This is a genomic window from Arthrobacter sp. EPSL27 (genome assembly GCF_001512305.1).
Lineage (GTDB): Bacteria > Actinomycetota > Actinomycetes > Actinomycetales > Micrococcaceae > Arthrobacter.
Genome location: NZ_LNUT01000004.1, coordinates 222,731 through 239,710, shown reverse-complemented (window position 1 = coordinate 239,710; position 16,980 = coordinate 222,731). Strand labels below are relative to the sequence as shown.

Annotated in this window: 5 protein-coding genes and 3 rRNA genes; 1 reads left to right on the top strand and 7 read right to left on the bottom strand. The window is 63.6% G+C overall.

What is annotated here, in order from left to right:
- Positions 1 to 27: 27 nt before the first annotated feature.
- The 6 genes from rrf to AR539_RS05835 all read right to left on the bottom strand — a co-directional run bounded on the left by rrf (position 28) and on the right by AR539_RS05835 (position 13,774).
- Positions 28 to 144 (bottom strand): 5S ribosomal RNA (rrf, locus tag AR539_RS05860).
- 221 nt (positions 145 to 365) lie between these two features.
- Positions 366 to 3,501 (bottom strand): 23S ribosomal RNA (locus AR539_RS05855).
- 509 nt (positions 3,502 to 4,010) lie between these two features.
- Positions 4,011 to 5,535: ribosomal RNA gene (locus AR539_RS05850) — 16S ribosomal RNA — on the bottom strand.
- Together the 16S, 23S and 5S rRNA genes form the textbook arrangement of a ribosomal RNA operon.
- A 649-nt stretch (positions 5,536 to 6,184) precedes the next feature.
- Positions 6,185 to 9,898: a 1,4-alpha-glucan branching enzyme gene (locus tag AR539_RS05845; RefSeq protein ID WP_066433529.1), complete on the bottom strand. Its 3,714-nt coding sequence runs from the start codon at positions 9,896 to 9,898 to the stop codon at positions 6,185 to 6,187.
- Position 9,899: 1 nt separating this feature from the next.
- Positions 9,900 to 11,696, bottom strand: coding sequence for a maltose alpha-D-glucosyltransferase (gene treS / locus AR539_RS05840; RefSeq protein ID WP_066433527.1), 1,797 nt, complete (start codon positions 11,694 to 11,696; stop codon positions 9,900 to 9,902).
- Between the two features lie 5 nt (positions 11,697 to 11,701).
- On the bottom strand, positions 11,702 to 13,774 hold the full coding sequence (locus AR539_RS05835; RefSeq protein WP_269433679.1) for an alpha-1,4-glucan--maltose-1-phosphate maltosyltransferase: 2,073 nt from the start codon (positions 13,772 to 13,774) through the stop codon (positions 11,702 to 11,704).
- A 142-nt stretch (positions 13,775 to 13,916) separates the two neighbouring features.
- Between AR539_RS05835 and glgP the strand changes: the two genes are divergently transcribed.
- Complete coding sequence (gene glgP / locus AR539_RS05830; protein WP_066433521.1) at positions 13,917 to 16,535, top strand: alpha-glucan family phosphorylase; 2,619 nt, start codon at positions 13,917 to 13,919, stop codon at positions 16,533 to 16,535.
- 78 nt (positions 16,536 to 16,613) lie between these two features.
- Here the strand turns inward: glgP and AR539_RS05825 are convergent, their stop codons facing one another.
- Positions 16,614 to 16,970 (bottom strand): barstar family protein, encoded by a 357-nt coding sequence (locus tag AR539_RS05825; protein WP_066433519.1) that lies wholly within the window; start codon positions 16,968 to 16,970, stop codon positions 16,614 to 16,616.
- Between the last annotated feature and the right edge of the window lie 10 nt (positions 16,971 to 16,980).

Sequence of the window (16,980 nt, the reverse complement as noted above, 5' to 3'; positions counted from 1 at the left end):
TGTTCGGGGGTCCTCGACCTAATGATGTTCCGGCGGTGACCTACTCTCCCACACCCTCCCGGGTGCAGTACCATCGGCGCTGTGGGTCTTAGCTTCCGGGTTCGGAATGGGACCGGGCGTTTCCCCCACGCTATGACCGCCGTAACCCTGTTACCCGGCCCCCTGGTGAGAGGGGGTGGGAAATCTTTGGTTACAACTTCCTGCACCGGTGATGCTGGTGCAGGTGTGGTGTTGTATTCAGTTGTTTTGGTTCCTAGTCAACGGGTTTGTTGGTTGGGAACCACATAGTGGACGCAAGCAGTCTTGTTTCTTTGTCTTCGCTCCTGGTTGTGAACGTCTTTTGAATGCCGTTCACGGAGGAAGGTGTGGTGTAAGTTATCGGCCTATTAGTACCGGTCAGCTTCACGAGTCGTTAGTCCTCGCTTCCACATCCGGCCTATCAACCCAGTGGTCTGGCTGGGGGCCTCTCACACACAAGGTGTATGGAAATCTCATCTCGAAGCGAGCTTCCCGCTTAGATGCTTTCAGCGGTTATCCCATCCGAACGTAGCTAATCAGCGGTGCACTTGGCAGTACAACTGACACACCAGAGGTTCGTCCGTCCCGGTCCTCTCGTACTAAGGACAGCCCTTCTCAAATTTCCTGCGCGCGCAGCGGATAGGGACCGAACTGTCTCACGACGTTCTAAACCCAGCTCGCGTACCGCTTTAATGGGCGAACAGCCCAACCCTTGGGACCTACTCCAGCCCCAGGATGCGACGAGCCGACATCGAGGTGCCAAACCATGCCGTCGATATGGACTCTTGGGCAAGATCAGCCTGTTATCCCCGAGGTACCTTTTATCCGTTGAGCGACGGCCATTCCACAATGTACCGCCGGATCACTAGTCCCGACTTTCGTCCCTGCTCGAGATGTCTCTCTCACAGTCAAGCTCCCTTGTGCACTTACACTCGCCACCTGATTGCCAACCAGGCTGAGGGAACCTTTGGGCGCCTCCGTTACTTTTTAGGAGGCAACCGCCCCAGTTAAACTACCCATCAGGCACTGTCCCTGACCCGGATTACGGGCCGAAGTTAGATGTCCAAAGTGACCAGAGTGGTATTTCAACGATGACTCCACCCGAACTGGCGTCCGGGCTTCAACGTCTCCCACCTATCCTACACAAGCCACTCCGAACACCAATACCAAACTATAGTAAAGGTCTCGGGGTCTTTCCGTCCTGCTGCGCGTAACGAGCATCTTTACTCGTACTGCAATTTCGCCGAGTTTATGGTTGAGACAGCGGGGAAGTCGTTACTCCATTCGTGCAGGTCGGAACTTACCCGACAAGGAATTTCGCTACCTTAGGATGGTTATAGTTACCACCGCCGTTTACTGGGGCTTAAATTCTCAGCTTCGCCTTGCGGCTAACCGGTCCTCTTAACCTTCCAGCACCGGGCAGGAGTCAGTCCGTATACATCGTCTTGCGACTTCGCACGGACCTGTGTTTTTAGTAAACAGTCGCTTCCCCCTGGTCTCTGCGGCCCTGATCCCCTCCGGACAGCGTGTGTCCATCAAGGTTGGGGCCCCCCTTCTCCCGAAGTTACGGGGGCATTTTGCCGAGTTCCTTAACCATAATTCTCTCGATCGCCTTAGTATTCTCTACCTGATCACCTGTGTCGGTTTGGGGTACGGGCGGCTAAAACCTCGCGTCGATGCTTTTCTCGGCAGCATAGGATCACCAAATCCCCCCATACGGGGGTCCCATCGGGTCTCAGGCATCATGAACGGCGGATTTGCCTACCGTTCGCCCTACATCCTTAGACCGGGACAACCATCGCCCGGCTTGGCTACCTTCCTGCGTCACACCTGTTAATACGCTTGCCTCCCAGGATCAGGTCCCGCGCTCCACCAAAACCCTTCACCCACAAGGGGTGTCGGGCAGGTCTCGGGCGGTTAGTATCCCCTGTTCAGCATGGGCGGTTTTTCGCCGGTACGGGAATATCAACCCGTTGTCCATCGACTACGCCTGTCGGCCTCGCCTTAGGTCCCGACTTACCCAGGGCAGATTAGCTTGACCCTGGAACCCTTGATCATTCGGCGGACGGGTTTCTCACCCGTCTTTCGCTACTCATGCCTGCATTCTCACTCGTGTAGGCTCCACCGCTGGTTTACACCGCGACTTCACTGCCCACACGACGCTCCCCTACCACTCCAGACGCCTGAACCACAAGGGCTTGGCACATGTCTGAAATCCACAACTTCGGCGGTGTACTTGAGCCCCGCTACATTGTCGGCGCGGAATCACTTGACCAGTGAGCTATTACGCACTCTTTTAAGGATGGCTGCTTCTAAGCCAACCTCCTGGTTGTCTTCGCAACTCCACATCCTTTCCCACTTAGCACACGCTTAGGGGCCTTAGTTGGTGGTCTGGGCTGTTTCCCTCTCGACTATGAAGCTTATCCCCCACAGTCTCACTGCTGCGCTCTCACTTACCGGCATTCGGAGTTTGGCTGACGTCAGTAACCTTGTAGGGCCCATTAGCCATCCAGTAGCTCTACCTCCGGTAAGAAACACGCAACGCTGCACCTAAATGCATTTCGGGGAGAACCAGCTATCACGAAGTTTGATTGGCCTTTCACCCCTACCCACAGCTCATCCCCTCCATTTTCAACTGAAGTGGGTTCGGTCCTCCACGACGTCTTACCGTCGCTTCAACCTGGCCATGGGTAGATCACTTCGCTTCGGGTCTAGATCACGCCACTGCAACGCCCTGTTCAGACTCGCTTTCGCTACGGCTTCCCCACACGGGTTAACCTCGCGACGTAACACTAACTCGCAGGCTCATTCTTCAAAAGGCACGCCGTCACCACAACACAGCAAGCTGTGATGGCTCCGACGGATTGTAAGCACACGGTTTCAGGTACTGTTTCACTCCCCTCCCGGGGTACTTTTCACCTTTCCCTCACGGTACTGGTCCGCTATCGGTCATTAGGGAGTATTTAGGCTTATCAGGTGGTCCTGACAGATTCGCACGGGATTTCTCGGGCCCCGTGCTACTTGGGATACTTCACCAGGCGGTACACAACATTTCGGTTACGGGGCTCACACCCTCTCTGGCCGGCCTTTCAAGACCGTTCACCTATGCCTGTACTACTCACCTTCCCAGCCCGGCAGAGCTGGAGTGGGAAGTCCCACAACCCCGACCATGCAACGCCCGCCGGCTATCACACATGGAACGGTTTAGCCTGATCCGCGTTCGCTCGCCACTACTGACGGAATCACTATTGTTTTCTCTTCCTGCGGGTACTGAGATGTTTCACTTCCCCGCGTTCCCTCCACGCACCCTATGTGTTCAGATGCGGGTCACCAGGTAACTCGCGCCCCTGGCGGGGTTTCCCCATTCGGACACCCTGGGATCACAGTCCGGTTATCGACTCCCCCAGGCTTATCGCAGATTCCTACGTCCTTCTTCGGCTCCTAATGCCAAGGCATCCACCGTGTGCTCTTAAAAACTTGACCACAAAAGATCAAGGAGTAATTTCGAGAGAACCACAGAAACCACCCCCACACCCAAAAGGTGCAAGGACAGATCCAGGTTCATATTCTTGGAAATTGCTTCTTATAAAAGATGCTCGCGTCCACTATGTAGTTCTCAAACAACAACCCCGTACCACACACCCCACACACATACCGTGCATGCTCCGTGCAGCCAGGAAACCAGAAACAAAAAGTCCCGCACCCACAACCCCGCCCCGCGAAGGAACAAGCTCATGGACTACGGTCCTGTTGTCTCAGGACCCAACAGTGTGCCAAACACTAAACCACGCAAACCCTTCCCCGCACCGGTCCAAAGCCCCACCCGAAGGCGGAACCCGTACTGGGCACCAGGAAAAACCACGCGGCCGCTATTTGCTGATATTCCACCCGTGAGCACCCGCCGCAGAACAAACGTCTGCGCAACGGGCGTACTCCTGACAACACCACCACACCCGCATACACGGGGCAGGGTTGTTGTAGGTGCTCCTTAGAAAGGAGGTGATCCAGCCGCACCTTCCGGTACGGCTACCTTGTTACGACTTAGTCCCAATCGCCAGTCCCACCTTCGACAGCTCCCTCCCACAAGGGGTTAGGCCACCGGCTTCGGGTGTTACCAACTTTCGTGACTTGACGGGCGGTGTGTACAAGGCCCGGGAACGTATTCACCGCAGCGTTGCTGATCTGCGATTACTAGCGACTCCGACTTCATGGGGTCGAGTTGCAGACCCCAATCCGAACTGAGACCGGCTTTTTGGGATTAGCTCCACCTCACAGTATCGCAACCCTTTGTACCGGCCATTGTAGCATGCGTGAAGCCCAAGACATAAGGGGCATGATGATTTGACGTCGTCCCCACCTTCCTCCGAGTTGACCCCGGCAGTCTCCTATGAGTCCCCACCATCACGTGCTGGCAACATAGAACGAGGGTTGCGCTCGTTGCGGGACTTAACCCAACATCTCACGACACGAGCTGACGACAACCATGCACCACCTGTAAACCGACCGCAAGCGGGGCACCTGTTTCCAGGTATTACCGGTTCATGTCAAGCCTTGGTAAGGTTCTTCGCGTTGCATCGAATTAATCCGCATGCTCCGCCGCTTGTGCGGGCCCCCGTCAATTCCTTTGAGTTTTAGCCTTGCGGCCGTACTCCCCAGGCGGGGCACTTAATGCGTTAGCTACGGCGCGGAAAACGTGGAATGTCCCCCACACCTAGTGCCCAACGTTTACGGCATGGACTACCAGGGTATCTAATCCTGTTCGCTCCCCATGCTTTCGCTCCTCAGCGTCAGTTAATGCCCAGAGACCTGCCTTCGCCATCGGTGTTCCTCCTGATATCTGCGCATTTCACCGCTACACCAGGAATTCCAGTCTCCCCTACATCACTCTAGTCTGCCCGTACCCACCGCAGATCCGGAGTTGAGCCCCGGACTTTCACGGCAGACGCGACAAACCGCCTACGAGCTCTTTACGCCCAATAATTCCGGATAACGCTTGCGCCCTACGTATTACCGCGGCTGCTGGCACGTAGTTAGCCGGCGCTTCTTCTGCAGGTACCGTCACTTTCGCTTCTTCCCTACTGAAAGAGGTTTACAACCCGAAGGCCGTCATCCCTCACGCGGCGTCGCTGCATCAGGCTTTCGCCCATTGTGCAATATTCCCCACTGCTGCCTCCCGTAGGAGTCTGGGCCGTGTCTCAGTCCCAGTGTGGCCGGTCACCCTCTCAGGCCGGCTACCCGTCGTCGCCTTGGTGAGCCATTACCTCACCAACAAGCTGATAGGCCGCGAGTCCATCCAAAACCACAAAAAGCTTTCCACCCCCCACCATGCGATGAGGAGTCATATCCGGTATTAGACCCAGTTTCCCAGGCTTATCCCAGAGTTAAGGGCAGGTTACTCACGTGTTACTCACCCGTTCGCCACTAATCCCCGGTGCAAGCACCGGATCATCGTTCGACTTGCATGTGTTAAGCACGCCGCCAGCGTTCATCCTGAGCCAGGATCAAACTCTCCGTTGAAGTAAAACAGACACAACCAACACCCCCGGGAAAACGGAAGAAGAAGGCTGCACAAAATTTGAAACCAGCTGTAAAAACCATGCCATCCACGGGGTGGACAACACAGCCAAAACAACCAATCAATAAAACAATTGGTATCAACAAACTTGGCACACTATTGAGTTCTCAAACAACAGACACAAAATTTGAAACCAGCTGTAAAAACCATGCCATCCACGGGGTGGACAACACAGCCAAAACAACCAATCAATAAAACAATTGGTATCAACAAACTTGGCACACTATTGAGTTCTCAAACAACAGACACACCCGGCACCACCACAACCAAAACCATGGTCACGGATCGCTCCGGAGCAACTTTTCTAACTTACCGGGCCGCTTCACCCTTGTCAATTCGGCTTCCTGACTCCGTCTTGCCGTGAGGCTTGGGGTCTTGGTGGCCGATCAACTCCGGGGAGCAGCGCGGAAATAAACTCTACCACCACTTTGCCGTGGTGACAAAAGCGCCCCCGGGCGTCCTGCTGCAGGGCACCAAAAAGCCCGGAATCACGGGGATTCCAGGCTTTTCGGCGGAACTCGTCAGGCCTAACCAACCGGGCTAACCAACCGCGCTAACCAGGGGCAGCGGGCGGGAACACCCGGGCAGGGATCATCCGACCGGTTTGAAGTACGCCGCGCCCAGCGGAGGAAGCGTGACGGTGAGCGTTGCCGGCTGGCCGTCGGTGTCGACGTCCGTCGCCGTCAGCGGCCCGCCGTTCAGAACCCCGGACCCGCCATACGCATCGGCGTCGGTGTTCAGCACTTCCGCCCACTCCCCCGCGGCGGGGACGCCGAGGCGGAAGTCCGCGTGCGGCGCGCCGGAGAAGTTGAAGGCGCACACCAGGGGGTTGCCCTCGGCATCCCGGCGGATGAAGGTCAGGACGTTCCGGTCGGCGTCGCCGCCGTTGATCCACTGGAAACCGGCGGGATCGTTGTCCCGTTCGTACAGCGCCGGGGTGGAGCTGTACAGCTCGTTGAGGTCCTTGGTCAGGAGCTGCATTCCGCGGTGCGCCGGAATGTCGGCCAGCCACCAGTCCAGGCCGTGCTGCTCGGACCATTCGGCCTCCTGGCCGAATTCGGTGCCCATGAAGATCAGCTGCTTGCCCGGGTGCGCCCACTGGTACCCCAAGAAAGCACGGAGGTTGGCCAGCTGCTGCCAGCGGTCCCCGGGCATCTTGCGGAGCATGGAGCCCTTGCCGTGCACCACTTCGTCATGGCTGATGGGCAGCAGGAAGTTCTCCGTGTAGGCGTACACCATGGAGAAGGTGATGGTGCCGTGGTGCCAGCGGCGGTTGAACGGGTCCTCAGCGATGTACTTGAGCGAGTCGTGCATCCAGCCCATGTTCCACTTGATTCCGAAGCCCAGCCCGCCCTGGCTGGTGGGCGCCGTGACACCCGGGAACGCCGTCGATTCCTCGGCGATCATGACCGCTCCGGGGTGGGTCTTGTAGACGGTGGCGTTGACTTCCTGCAGGAAGGAGATGGCTTCCAGGTTCTCCCGGCCGCCGAAACGGTTCGGCTGCCACTGCCCCTCCTCACGGGAGTAGTCCAGATACAGCATCGAGGCGACGGCGTCCACACGCAGACCGTCGATGTGGAACTCGTCCAGCCAGTACAGCGCGTTGGCGACGAGGAAGTTGCGGACTTCGCTGCGGCCGAAGTCGAAGATGAGCGTTCCCCAGTCCGGGTGTTCGCCCAGGTTCGGGTCGGCGTGCTCGTAGAGGGGCTCGCCGTCGAAGCGGGCCAGCGCCCACTCATCCTTGGGGAAGTGCGCCGGCACCCAGTCCAGCAGGACGCCGATGCCAGCCTGGTGGAGTTCGTCCACAAGGTAGCGGAACTCGTCAGGATGGCCGAAGCGTGACGTCGGGGCGAAGTAGGAGGTGACCTGGTAGCCCCAGGACCCGCCGAACGGGTGCTCCGCGACGGGCATAAACTCCACGTGCGTGAAGCCGAGCCACTTGACGTAGTCCACCAACTCCTTGGCCAGTTCCCGGTAGCTGAGGCCCACCCGCCAGGAGCCCAGGTGCACCTCGTACACACTCATCGGCGCGTTGTGCGGGTCCCGCGCGGCGCGGGCTTCCATCCACTCCGCGTCCTTGAACGCATAGGAGGGTTCCACCACACGCGACGCCGTCAGCGGCGGAACCTCCGTGCCGAAGGCCAGCGGGTCGGCTTTTTCCACCCAATGGCCGTGCCGGGTGCGGATCTCGAACTTGTAGCACGCCCCTGCTACAACACCCGGAATGAAGAGTTCCCAGACCCCGGAGGACCCCAGTGAACGCATCGAGGACTGCCGGCCGTCCCAGCCGTTGAAGTCGCCCTTGACCCGGACTGCCTGGGCGTTCGGGGCCCAGACGGCGAAGGACACGCCGTCGACGTCGCCGAGGACGGACTTGTAGTGCTGCACGTGGGCGCCGAGGACGTCCCACAAACGCTCATGCCGGCCCTCCCCGATGAGGTGCAGGTCCAGTTCACCGATGGTGGGCAGGTAGCGGTAGGGGTCATCGGCCGGCTGCGGCGCCTGGCCCTCGTAGGTCACTTCCAGCCGGTAGTCCGGCACGTGGCCCTCCGTCTCGGGTTCCAGGACCGCCACCCAGACCCCGGCGGATTCGTGCGTCATCGGGTAAGTCCCGGCGGCGGTCACGACCGAGACAGCCTCGGCGAGGTGCTTGACCGTGCGGATGGTCACGTGTCCGTGGTCATCGAGGTGGGCGCCCAGGACGGAGTGCGGCGCGTGGTGTTCGCCGGCGCCGACCCTCGCCAGGGTGTCCGCGTCCACCGGCAGTGGACTTCCGGGTCGATCGATACGTGCTGAGCCTGTCATTTTGATACCTTCCGCTGCGGTTTCGGCGGGGGCGCCGGAACCTGTACTGCCGAGGAGACGACGTGATGCCTGGACCGGAATGGAGAGCCAGTCCGGCCTGTTCCGTAGTTCATAGATGACTTCATAAAGTGCCTTGTCGAGCCACAGCGCCACGAAGAGCGGCGCGTTCCGGTCGATGCTGCCGGGGATGACTTCCGCGTAGCCGGCGAGGAAGGCCTCGGCGCAGTCGTCGACCCAGGTTTCCGGGACGGCGGCATCCGGCTGCTCGCGGACGGCCGCGCCGGCGGCGTAGTCGAAGGACCGCAGCATGCCCACCACGTCGCGCAGCGGGACGTCCGGGAAGTTCCGCTCCGAGATCGGCCGCAGCGGCTCCCCCTCGAAATCAAGGATGGCCCAGCGGGGCGCCGTCCCGGGCCCGCCCGGAACCTGCAGGATCTGGCCCAGGTGCAGGTCTCCGTGGATCCGCTGCAGGGGGCCGGCGCTGCTGCCTTCGAGGCGGCCGAGGAGGCTGTCCAGGGCTTCGCCGTACGGCCCGACGGCGGCGCCGGCCTGAGCCCAGGACTGCCGGACACGCTGGGCGACTCCGGGCGCGATGTCTCCCCCCGGCTCGGATTCAGAGGTTACGCCGAGAGCCTGGGCGAGGCGGCGGTGCACGGTAGCCGTAGCGGCGCCGAGGGCGTGCGCCTCGGCGGTGAACGCCTGGCCCCGGCTTGCCGCGTCGACGGCCAGCCGCCAGGCGTCAAGGCCGCCGGCAAGGAACTCGTGCGCCACGGCAAGTTCACCGTGCGCGGGGCGGGCCTGCTGCTCCGTGTCCGGGGCCAGCCACTCCCCGGTGACCCAGCCAAGGGTGGCCGGCACCTCATGGGTGCGCCCGGCGGTCAGGGCGGCCCCGATTTCGACTTCCGGGTTCTGTCCGGCCGAAAGCACCCGGAAGAACTTCAGGATCGCGGCCGACCCGCCGTCGTCGACGATCACCGAACTGTTGGACTGTTCGCCGGAAAGGACCTTGACGACGCCGGTGGCCCGCGGCAGGACGTAGCCTGACTCGACGAGGTGCCCGGCAGCGTTCCCGGCCGGGGTGGTGCCGCCGCTGCGCATCAGTTCCAGCCACGCCGCGATGAACGCAGGGTCGTGGACGCCGTCGTAGATCCAGCGGGCGCCGGGCGCTCCGGCGGCGTCCGTTCCCGCGGTTGCGTCGGGGACGGGCACGGACAGCTGCCCGATCAGCGCCGCGTCCGCCCCGGCCCGCGGCGCGTGGCGGATGCAGAGGGGGACCTGCACGACGTCGGTCCGGGAGCCGTCCGGCGTCGGGTAGCTGACGGCCAGCAGCAGCACCTGGAAGTCGGCCGCCGCGGCTGCATCCCCGGAACCGCCAGCCAGGCTCAGGGCGCCGGCCGGTTCAAAGCTGAAAGCGGCGCTCTTGACCGGGAACCAGCGCTGGTGCGGGAGCCAGCCGCCCAGCAGTCCGCTCAGGGCAGGGGTAAGGGTTGGTCGGGTCATCTCAGCCTTCGATGGACAGGATCGGCATGGCCTGTGTGTGGGGCGACGCCGGGTTGGAGCCGGCCGAGCGGATCCGCAGCCAGAAGAAGTCGTGGCTGCCCAGGGTCAGCGTCAGGGTTCCGTCGTCGGAGATCGCCGGGAACGCCTGCCCGCCGAACACGTCGCGGAGCCCGCGGCCGGCGAACCGCGGCACCCGCAGCGTGGTGGCCACCGGGTGCTGCGACAGGTTGAAGGCGCACAGGATGGTTTCGCTGTCCTCCCCCGCGGAATTGCCTTCCTTGAGTTCGCGCAGGTAGGCCAGGACGACGTCGTGGTCGGCCTCGACGTGTTCGAAGCTGCCGAGGCCGAAGGCGGGGTGGTTCTTCCGGACGCTGAGGATCTGCCGGGTCCAGCGCAGCAGCGAACCCGAGTGGGCCGCTTCCGCCTCGACGTTGGCCATGCTGTAGTTGTAAACCAGCGACTGGATCACCGGAAGGTACAGCTTGCCGGGGTCCGCATTGGAGAACCCGGCGTTGCGGTCCGGGTTCCACTGCATCGGGGTGCGGACGGCGTCGCGGTCCTCGAGCCAGATGTTGTCGCCCATGCCGATCTCGTCGCCGTAGTACAGGAACGGGCTGCCGGGCAGGGAGAGCAGCAGGGCGTTGATGAGTTCGATCTCGGAACGGGAGTTGTCCAGCAGCGGCGCCAGCCGGCGCCGGATGCCGATGTTGGCGCGCATGCGCGGGTCCGGTGCGTACCAGCCGAGCATGGCGGCGCGCTCGTCCGCGGTGACCATTTCGAGGGTCAGCTCGTCGTGGTTGCGCAGGAAGGTGCCCCACTGGGCGCCGTCGGGAATGTCCGGTGTGTCCTTCATCGTCTCGATGATGGGCGCCGCCTTCTGGTCCCGCAGCGCGTAGTAGAGCCGCGGCATGATCGGGAAGTGGAACGCCATATGGCACTCCGGCTCCTCCTCGCTGCCGAAGTACTCCACCACCTCGGCCGGCGGCTGGTTGGCCTCGGCAATGATCACACGGCCCGGGTAGCTCTCGTCCACCATCCTGCGCAGCTTGCGCAGGAACTCGTGGGTCTGCGGCAGGTTCTCGCAGTTGGTGCCCTCTTCCTCGTACAGGTACGGGATGGCGTCCGCGCGGAAACCGTCAATGCCCTGGTCCAGCCAGAACCGCACGACGTCGAAGAGGGCGTCGATGACCTTGGGGTTCTCGAAGTTGAGATCCGGCTGGTGGCTGAAGAAGCGGTGCCAGAAGAACTGCCGCCGGATGGGGTCGAAGGTCCAGTTGGATTCCTCGGTGTCCACGAAGATGATGCGCGCGTCTTCGTATTTCTCGTCCGTGTCGCTCCAGACGTAGAAGTCCCCGAACGGGCCGTCCGGGTCCTTGCGCGATTCCTGGAACCAGGGGTGCTGGTCCGAGGTGTGGTTCAGCGGCAGGTCGATGATCACGCGCACGCCGCGGGCGTGCGCCTCCGCCACGAGCCGCTTGAAGTCGCTGATGGTGCCGAATTCGTCCAGCACCGAGTTGTAGTCGGAGATGTCGTAGCCGCCATCCCGCAGCGGGGACTGGAAGAACGGCGGGAGCCAGAGGCAGTCGACGCCGAGCCACTGCAGGTAGTCCAGCTTCTCGATCAGGCCGTGGAAGTCGCCGGAACCGTCACCGTTTCCGTCCGCGAACCCCCGGACCAGCACCTCGTAGAACACCGCCTTGCGGTACCAGTGGGGGTCGTGCTGGAGGCCTGGCGCGTTCAGTTCAAAGGTCCCTTTCGGGCTGAAGTGCTGGTTGGGGTTCGTGGGACTGAAACTCACTCGTTCTACCTCCGGATGCTAAGAATGTGTGCGGGTTCCACGTGGGCGTCCAGTCGAACGTAGTTGTATTCGCCCCACTCCCAGCTCTCGCCGGACAGCAGGTCATCCACCATGAACCGGCCGTTGTGCGTCACGTCCGCCGGATCCAGCTCCAGGGCCGCCAGGTCCAGGGTCACGGCGCTTTCCCGGATGCCGTGCGGATCCACGTTGACCACAATGATCAGGGTGTCCTTGGTGCCGTCCGGGAGGGTCTTGTGCTTGGAGTAGACCACGGTGGCGTTGTCCGTGCTCTGGTGCACCGTCAGGTTCTGCAGGTCGCCCAGGGCGGGGTGGGCGCGCCGGATTTCGTTGAGCCGGGTCAGGTACGGCGCCAGCGTCCGGCCCGATTCGTTCGCGGCGTCCCAGTCCCGGGCCTTGTACTCGAACTTCTCGTTGTCGATGTACTCCTCGGCCCCGGGACGGGCCACGTGCTCGTACAGTTCGAAGCCGGCGTAGACACCCCAGATGGGGCTGGCTGTGGCGGCCAGCGCGGCCCGGATCTTGAACGCGGCCGGGCCGCCATACTGCAGGAACTCGGTGAGGATATCCGGGGTGTTGACGAAGAAGTTCGGCCGGAAATAGGCCGGGGACTCGTGGCTGACCTCCTGGAAGTACTCCTCCAGCTCCTCCTTGGTGTTCCGCCAGGTGAAGTACGTGTAGGACTGCTGGAACCCGGCGCGGCCCAGCGCGTGCATCATGGCCGGGCGGGTGAACGCTTCGGCGAGGAAGACGACGTCGGGGTGCTTCTTGTTGACCTTGGCAATCAGCCACTCCCAGAACCACACCGGCTTGGTGTGCGGGTTGTCCACGCGGAAGATCTTCACCCCGTGGCTGACCCAGAGGAGGACAATGCGCAGGATCTCGTTGGACAGGCCGGCGGGATCATTGTCGAAGTTGAGCGGGAAGATGTCCTGGTACTTCTTCGGCGGGTTCTCGGCGTAGGCGATGCTGCCGTCGACCCGGGTGGTGAACCATTCGGGGTGCTGTTCAACCCAGGGGTGGTCCGGCGCGGCCTGCAGCGCCAGGTCGAGGGCTACTTCGAGCCCCAGCTCCCCTGCCCGCGCGACGAACGCGTCGAAGTCTTCAAAGGTGCCCAGGTCCGGGTGGATGGCGTCATGGCCGCCCTCCTTGGCGCCGATGGCCCAGGGGGAACCCGGATCGTGCGGGCCAGCCAGCAGGGTGTTGTTCGGGCCCTTGCGGTGCTGGACGCCGATCGGGTGGATCGGCGGCATGTAGATGATGTCGAAGCCCATGGCCGCGACGGCGTCGAGCCGCTTGGCTGCCGTGCGGAAGGTGCCCGACGTCCACTCGCCGGTGGCGGCGTCGCGGACGGCGCCCTCGGACCGGGGGAAGAATTCGTACCAGGAGCCGCGGCCTGCGAGCTCGCGCTCCACCAGCAGGGGGTACTTCTCCGAGACGGTGACCAGTTCGCGGATCGGCTGGCGGGCGACGACGGCGGCGACCTCCGGGCTGAATCCGGCGGCGAGGCGCTCCTCGACGGTTTTGCCGGCGTTGTTGAGCCCGACGACGGCCATCCGCAGCGTCCGGCGGTCGGCGGAGGGGCGGGACGGGTCCTCGGAGGCTTCGGTGAGCAGGGCCGCGCCCTCGGCCAGCATCAGTTCGACGTCGATGCCGGCTTCGACCTTGACCTCGGCGTTGTGGTGCCAGGTGCCGTAGCGGTCGTGCCATGCCTCGATGACGAAGGACCAGTTGCCCGTGGCGGTGGGGGTCAGCGTCCCCTCCCAGCGGTCTGTTCCCTTGCCGCGGTTGCCGCGGGGCGGGGCGAGGCGGACGCGCTGGCGTTCCTTGCCGCGGGGATCGAGCAGGACGGCGCTCACGCCGAGCTGGTCATGGCCTTCGCGGAAGGCCGTGGCGCCCACCACCAGGGTCTCGCCCACCACGGCTTTGGCGGGGAATTTACCGCCTTCGACCGCGGGCTGCACGGCGGTGATCGGAAAACGGCCAAAGCGAAGGCCCTCCGTGATCAGGGCCTTCGGCTTTTGCTTGGACACGGCACTGGTTCGCGAGTTAGTCGTCACAGGCTCGACGTTATCGACAATTCGGCCAGATTGCTAAGACTGCTCACCTTTTCGGGACGTTTCCTGAAACGCCGTCCGTCATTTATCCAAAAGAAACTTAAACCAGTTCCGGGCCCCACACTTGTCGGTTAGTGTTTCGCAGGTGAAGGCAATCCGCAGATTTACCGTCCGAACCGTTCTTCCCGAACCGATCCGGCCGCTCGCCCGGCTGGCCACCAATCTCCGGTGGTCGTGGCACCTGCCCACGCGGCAGCTTTTCGAGGGCCTGAACCCGAAAGTGTGGGCGGACAGCTCCCACGATCCGGTGCGGTTCCTCGGGCTGGTCAGCCGGGAGGAGCTGCAGCGCCTCGCCGCGGACCAGGACGTGGTGCGCCGGGTCCATGCCGCCGCCGACGACCTGGACCGGTACCTCGAGCAGCCCCGCTGGTACCAGAGCCTCGGGGACGGCGCCCCTGCCTGCATCGCCTACTTCTCCCCCGAGTTCGGCATCACCGAGGTGCTGCCGCAGTACTCCGGCGGCCTCGGCATCCTGGCCGGCGACCACCTGAAGGCGGCCTCGGACCTGGGTGTGCCCCTGATCGGCGTCGGACTGCTGTACCAGGCCGGCTACTTCAAGCAGTCGCTGTCCCGCGATGCCTGGCAGCAGGAGACGTACCCCGTCCTGGACCCGGACGGGCTGCCGCTGACCCTGCTGCGCGAGGCCTCGCCCCACGGCAACGGCAAACCCCTCCAGATATCGCTCCCGCTCCCCCACGGCCGCAAGCTGCTGGCACACATCTGGCGCGCCGACGTCGGGCGTGTTCCGCTGCTGCTGCTGGACTCCAACGTCCCGGGGAACGACGAGGCCGCGCGCGGCATCACCGACCGCCTGTACGGCGGCGGCGGCGACCACCGCCTCCAGCAGGAACTCCTGCTCGGCATGGGCGGCGTCAAGGCCCTGCGCGCGTTCACGGAGCTCACCGGCTGCCCCGCGCCGGAAGTCTTCCACACCAACGAAGGCCACGCCGGTTTCCTGGGCGTGGAGCGCATCCAGGAAATGATGTCCGCCGCGGACCCCTTGAGCTGGGAGGAAGCGCTGGCCGCCGGACGCGCCTCGACGGTGTTCACCACCCACACGCCGGTCCCGGCCGGCATCGACCGCTTCGAGGTCTCGCAGATCCAGCACTTCTTCGACGCCGGGCTGGCGCCCGCAGTGCCGGTGGGCAGGATCCTGGACCTCGGCCGCGAGGACTACACCGACGGGAACCCGTTTGTGTTCAACATGGCGGTGATGGGGCTGCGGTTGGCCCAGCGCGCCAACGGTGTGGCCAAGCTGCACGGTGTGGTGTCCCGCGGCATGTTCTCCGCCCTGTGGCCGGGATTCGACCACGCCGAAGTGCCCATCACCTCGGTCACCAACGGTGTGCACGTCCCCACCTGGGTGGACCCGCGCGTCTCCGCCCTGGCCCGCGACCAGTTCGGCGCCGACGCGGACGAGCAGGGCCGCTGGGACCTCGCCTACAACGTCACCGACGAGCAGATCTGGGCGCTCCGCCGCGAGATGCGCGTGACACTCGTGGACGATGTCCGGCGCCGCCTCCGTGCCGCGTGGAAAAAGCGCGGTGCCGCCGACGCCGAACTGGCCTGGACGGATTCCGTGCTGGACCCGGACATCCTGACCATCGGTTTCGCCCGCCGCGTGCCGACGTACAAGCGGCTCACCCTCATGCTGCGCGAGCCCGAGCGGCTGAAGGCGCTGCTGCTGCACAAGACCCACCCGATCCAGCTGGTCATCGCCGGCAAGTCGCACCCGGCCGACGACGCGGGCAAGAAGATGATCCAGGACCTGGTCCGGTTCACCGACGACCCGGCCGTGCGGCACCGCATCGCGTTCCTGCCCAACTACGACATCGCCATGGCCCGCACCCTCTTCCCGGGCTGCGACGTGTGGCTGAACAACCCGCTGCGCCCGCTCGAGGCGTGCGGCACGTCCGGCATGAAAGCCGCCCTGAACGGCTCGCTCAACCTCTCTGTCCTGGACGGCTGGTGGGACGAGATGTACGACGGCGAAAACGGCTGGGCGATTCCGACCGCCAACAACGGGGCCTCCCCGGAGGAACGCGACGACATTGAGGCGGCCGCGCTGTACGAGCTGCTGGAGACGCAGGTGGCCCCGCGCTTTTACGGCCTCACCGTCTCCGACGGCGCGGGAGCTGCCGGGCCCTCGGAGTCCGGGCGGCAGGCTGTGCCCACGCACTGGGTCTCGATGATCAAGCACACCATGTCCCACCTGGGCCCGGCGGTGTCCGCGGAGCGGATGCTCAAGGACTACGTCAACATCCTGTACCGCCCGGCCGCCGTCGCCGGCCGCCGGGCCATGGCCAGCAACTTCGCCGAGGCCAAGGACCTGGCGGCGTGGACGTCCCGGATCCGTGCCGCCTGGCCGCAGATCCAGGTGGAGCACGTGGATTCGGTGGGCGTCTCCGAGGACCCGCAGATCGGCGACATGCTCCAGGTGAACGCGTACGTGTCCCTGCGGGACCTCACGCCGGATGATGTGGCCGTGGAGGTGGCCTACGGCAAGGCGGAGGACAGCGACGAGCTGGCCGACGTCACGGTGGCGGAGCTGAAGGCGATTGAGGACCTGGGCCGGGGCCGGCATCTGTTCAGCGGCACCGTGGTGATCGACCGGTCCGGTTCCTTCGGCTACACGGTGCGGGTGCTCCCGAAGCACCCGGGCCTCGCGTCCAAGGCGGAACTGGGCCTGATCGTCAACGCCTAATCCCTGCCCCCGCCCGCTGAACGACAACAGCGCCGCACCCCGGAAGCCCGGGGTGCGGCGCTGTTGTTTGTGGCGGGCTTAGAGGCAGACGGCGGTGACGGCCAGGTTCTTTCCGGCGTAGCGTTCGGCGTCCTGCAGGATCTCGCAGACGACGCCGAAGGAACGGTCGGCCCGGAACGCGGCCGGGACTTCCCAGATGACCGTGGCCGGGCCCTGCCCGTCGTCGGCAACCGCGTCGGCGAAATCGTGCAGTGCGTCATTGAGCGCGTCGAGGTCCACCTCGTCGTCCTCCGGGAAGTCCAGGACCTCGGCGAAGGTCTCAAGGACGGCCCGCCTGGTGTCGGCGGCGGGGACCAGCACGGTGCGCCGGCCAGCGTCGGCCGCGAGGGCCTGCAGCTCCTCGAGGGTCCAGGTGTCTGCGGAATAAATTTTCATGGGTTCCTTG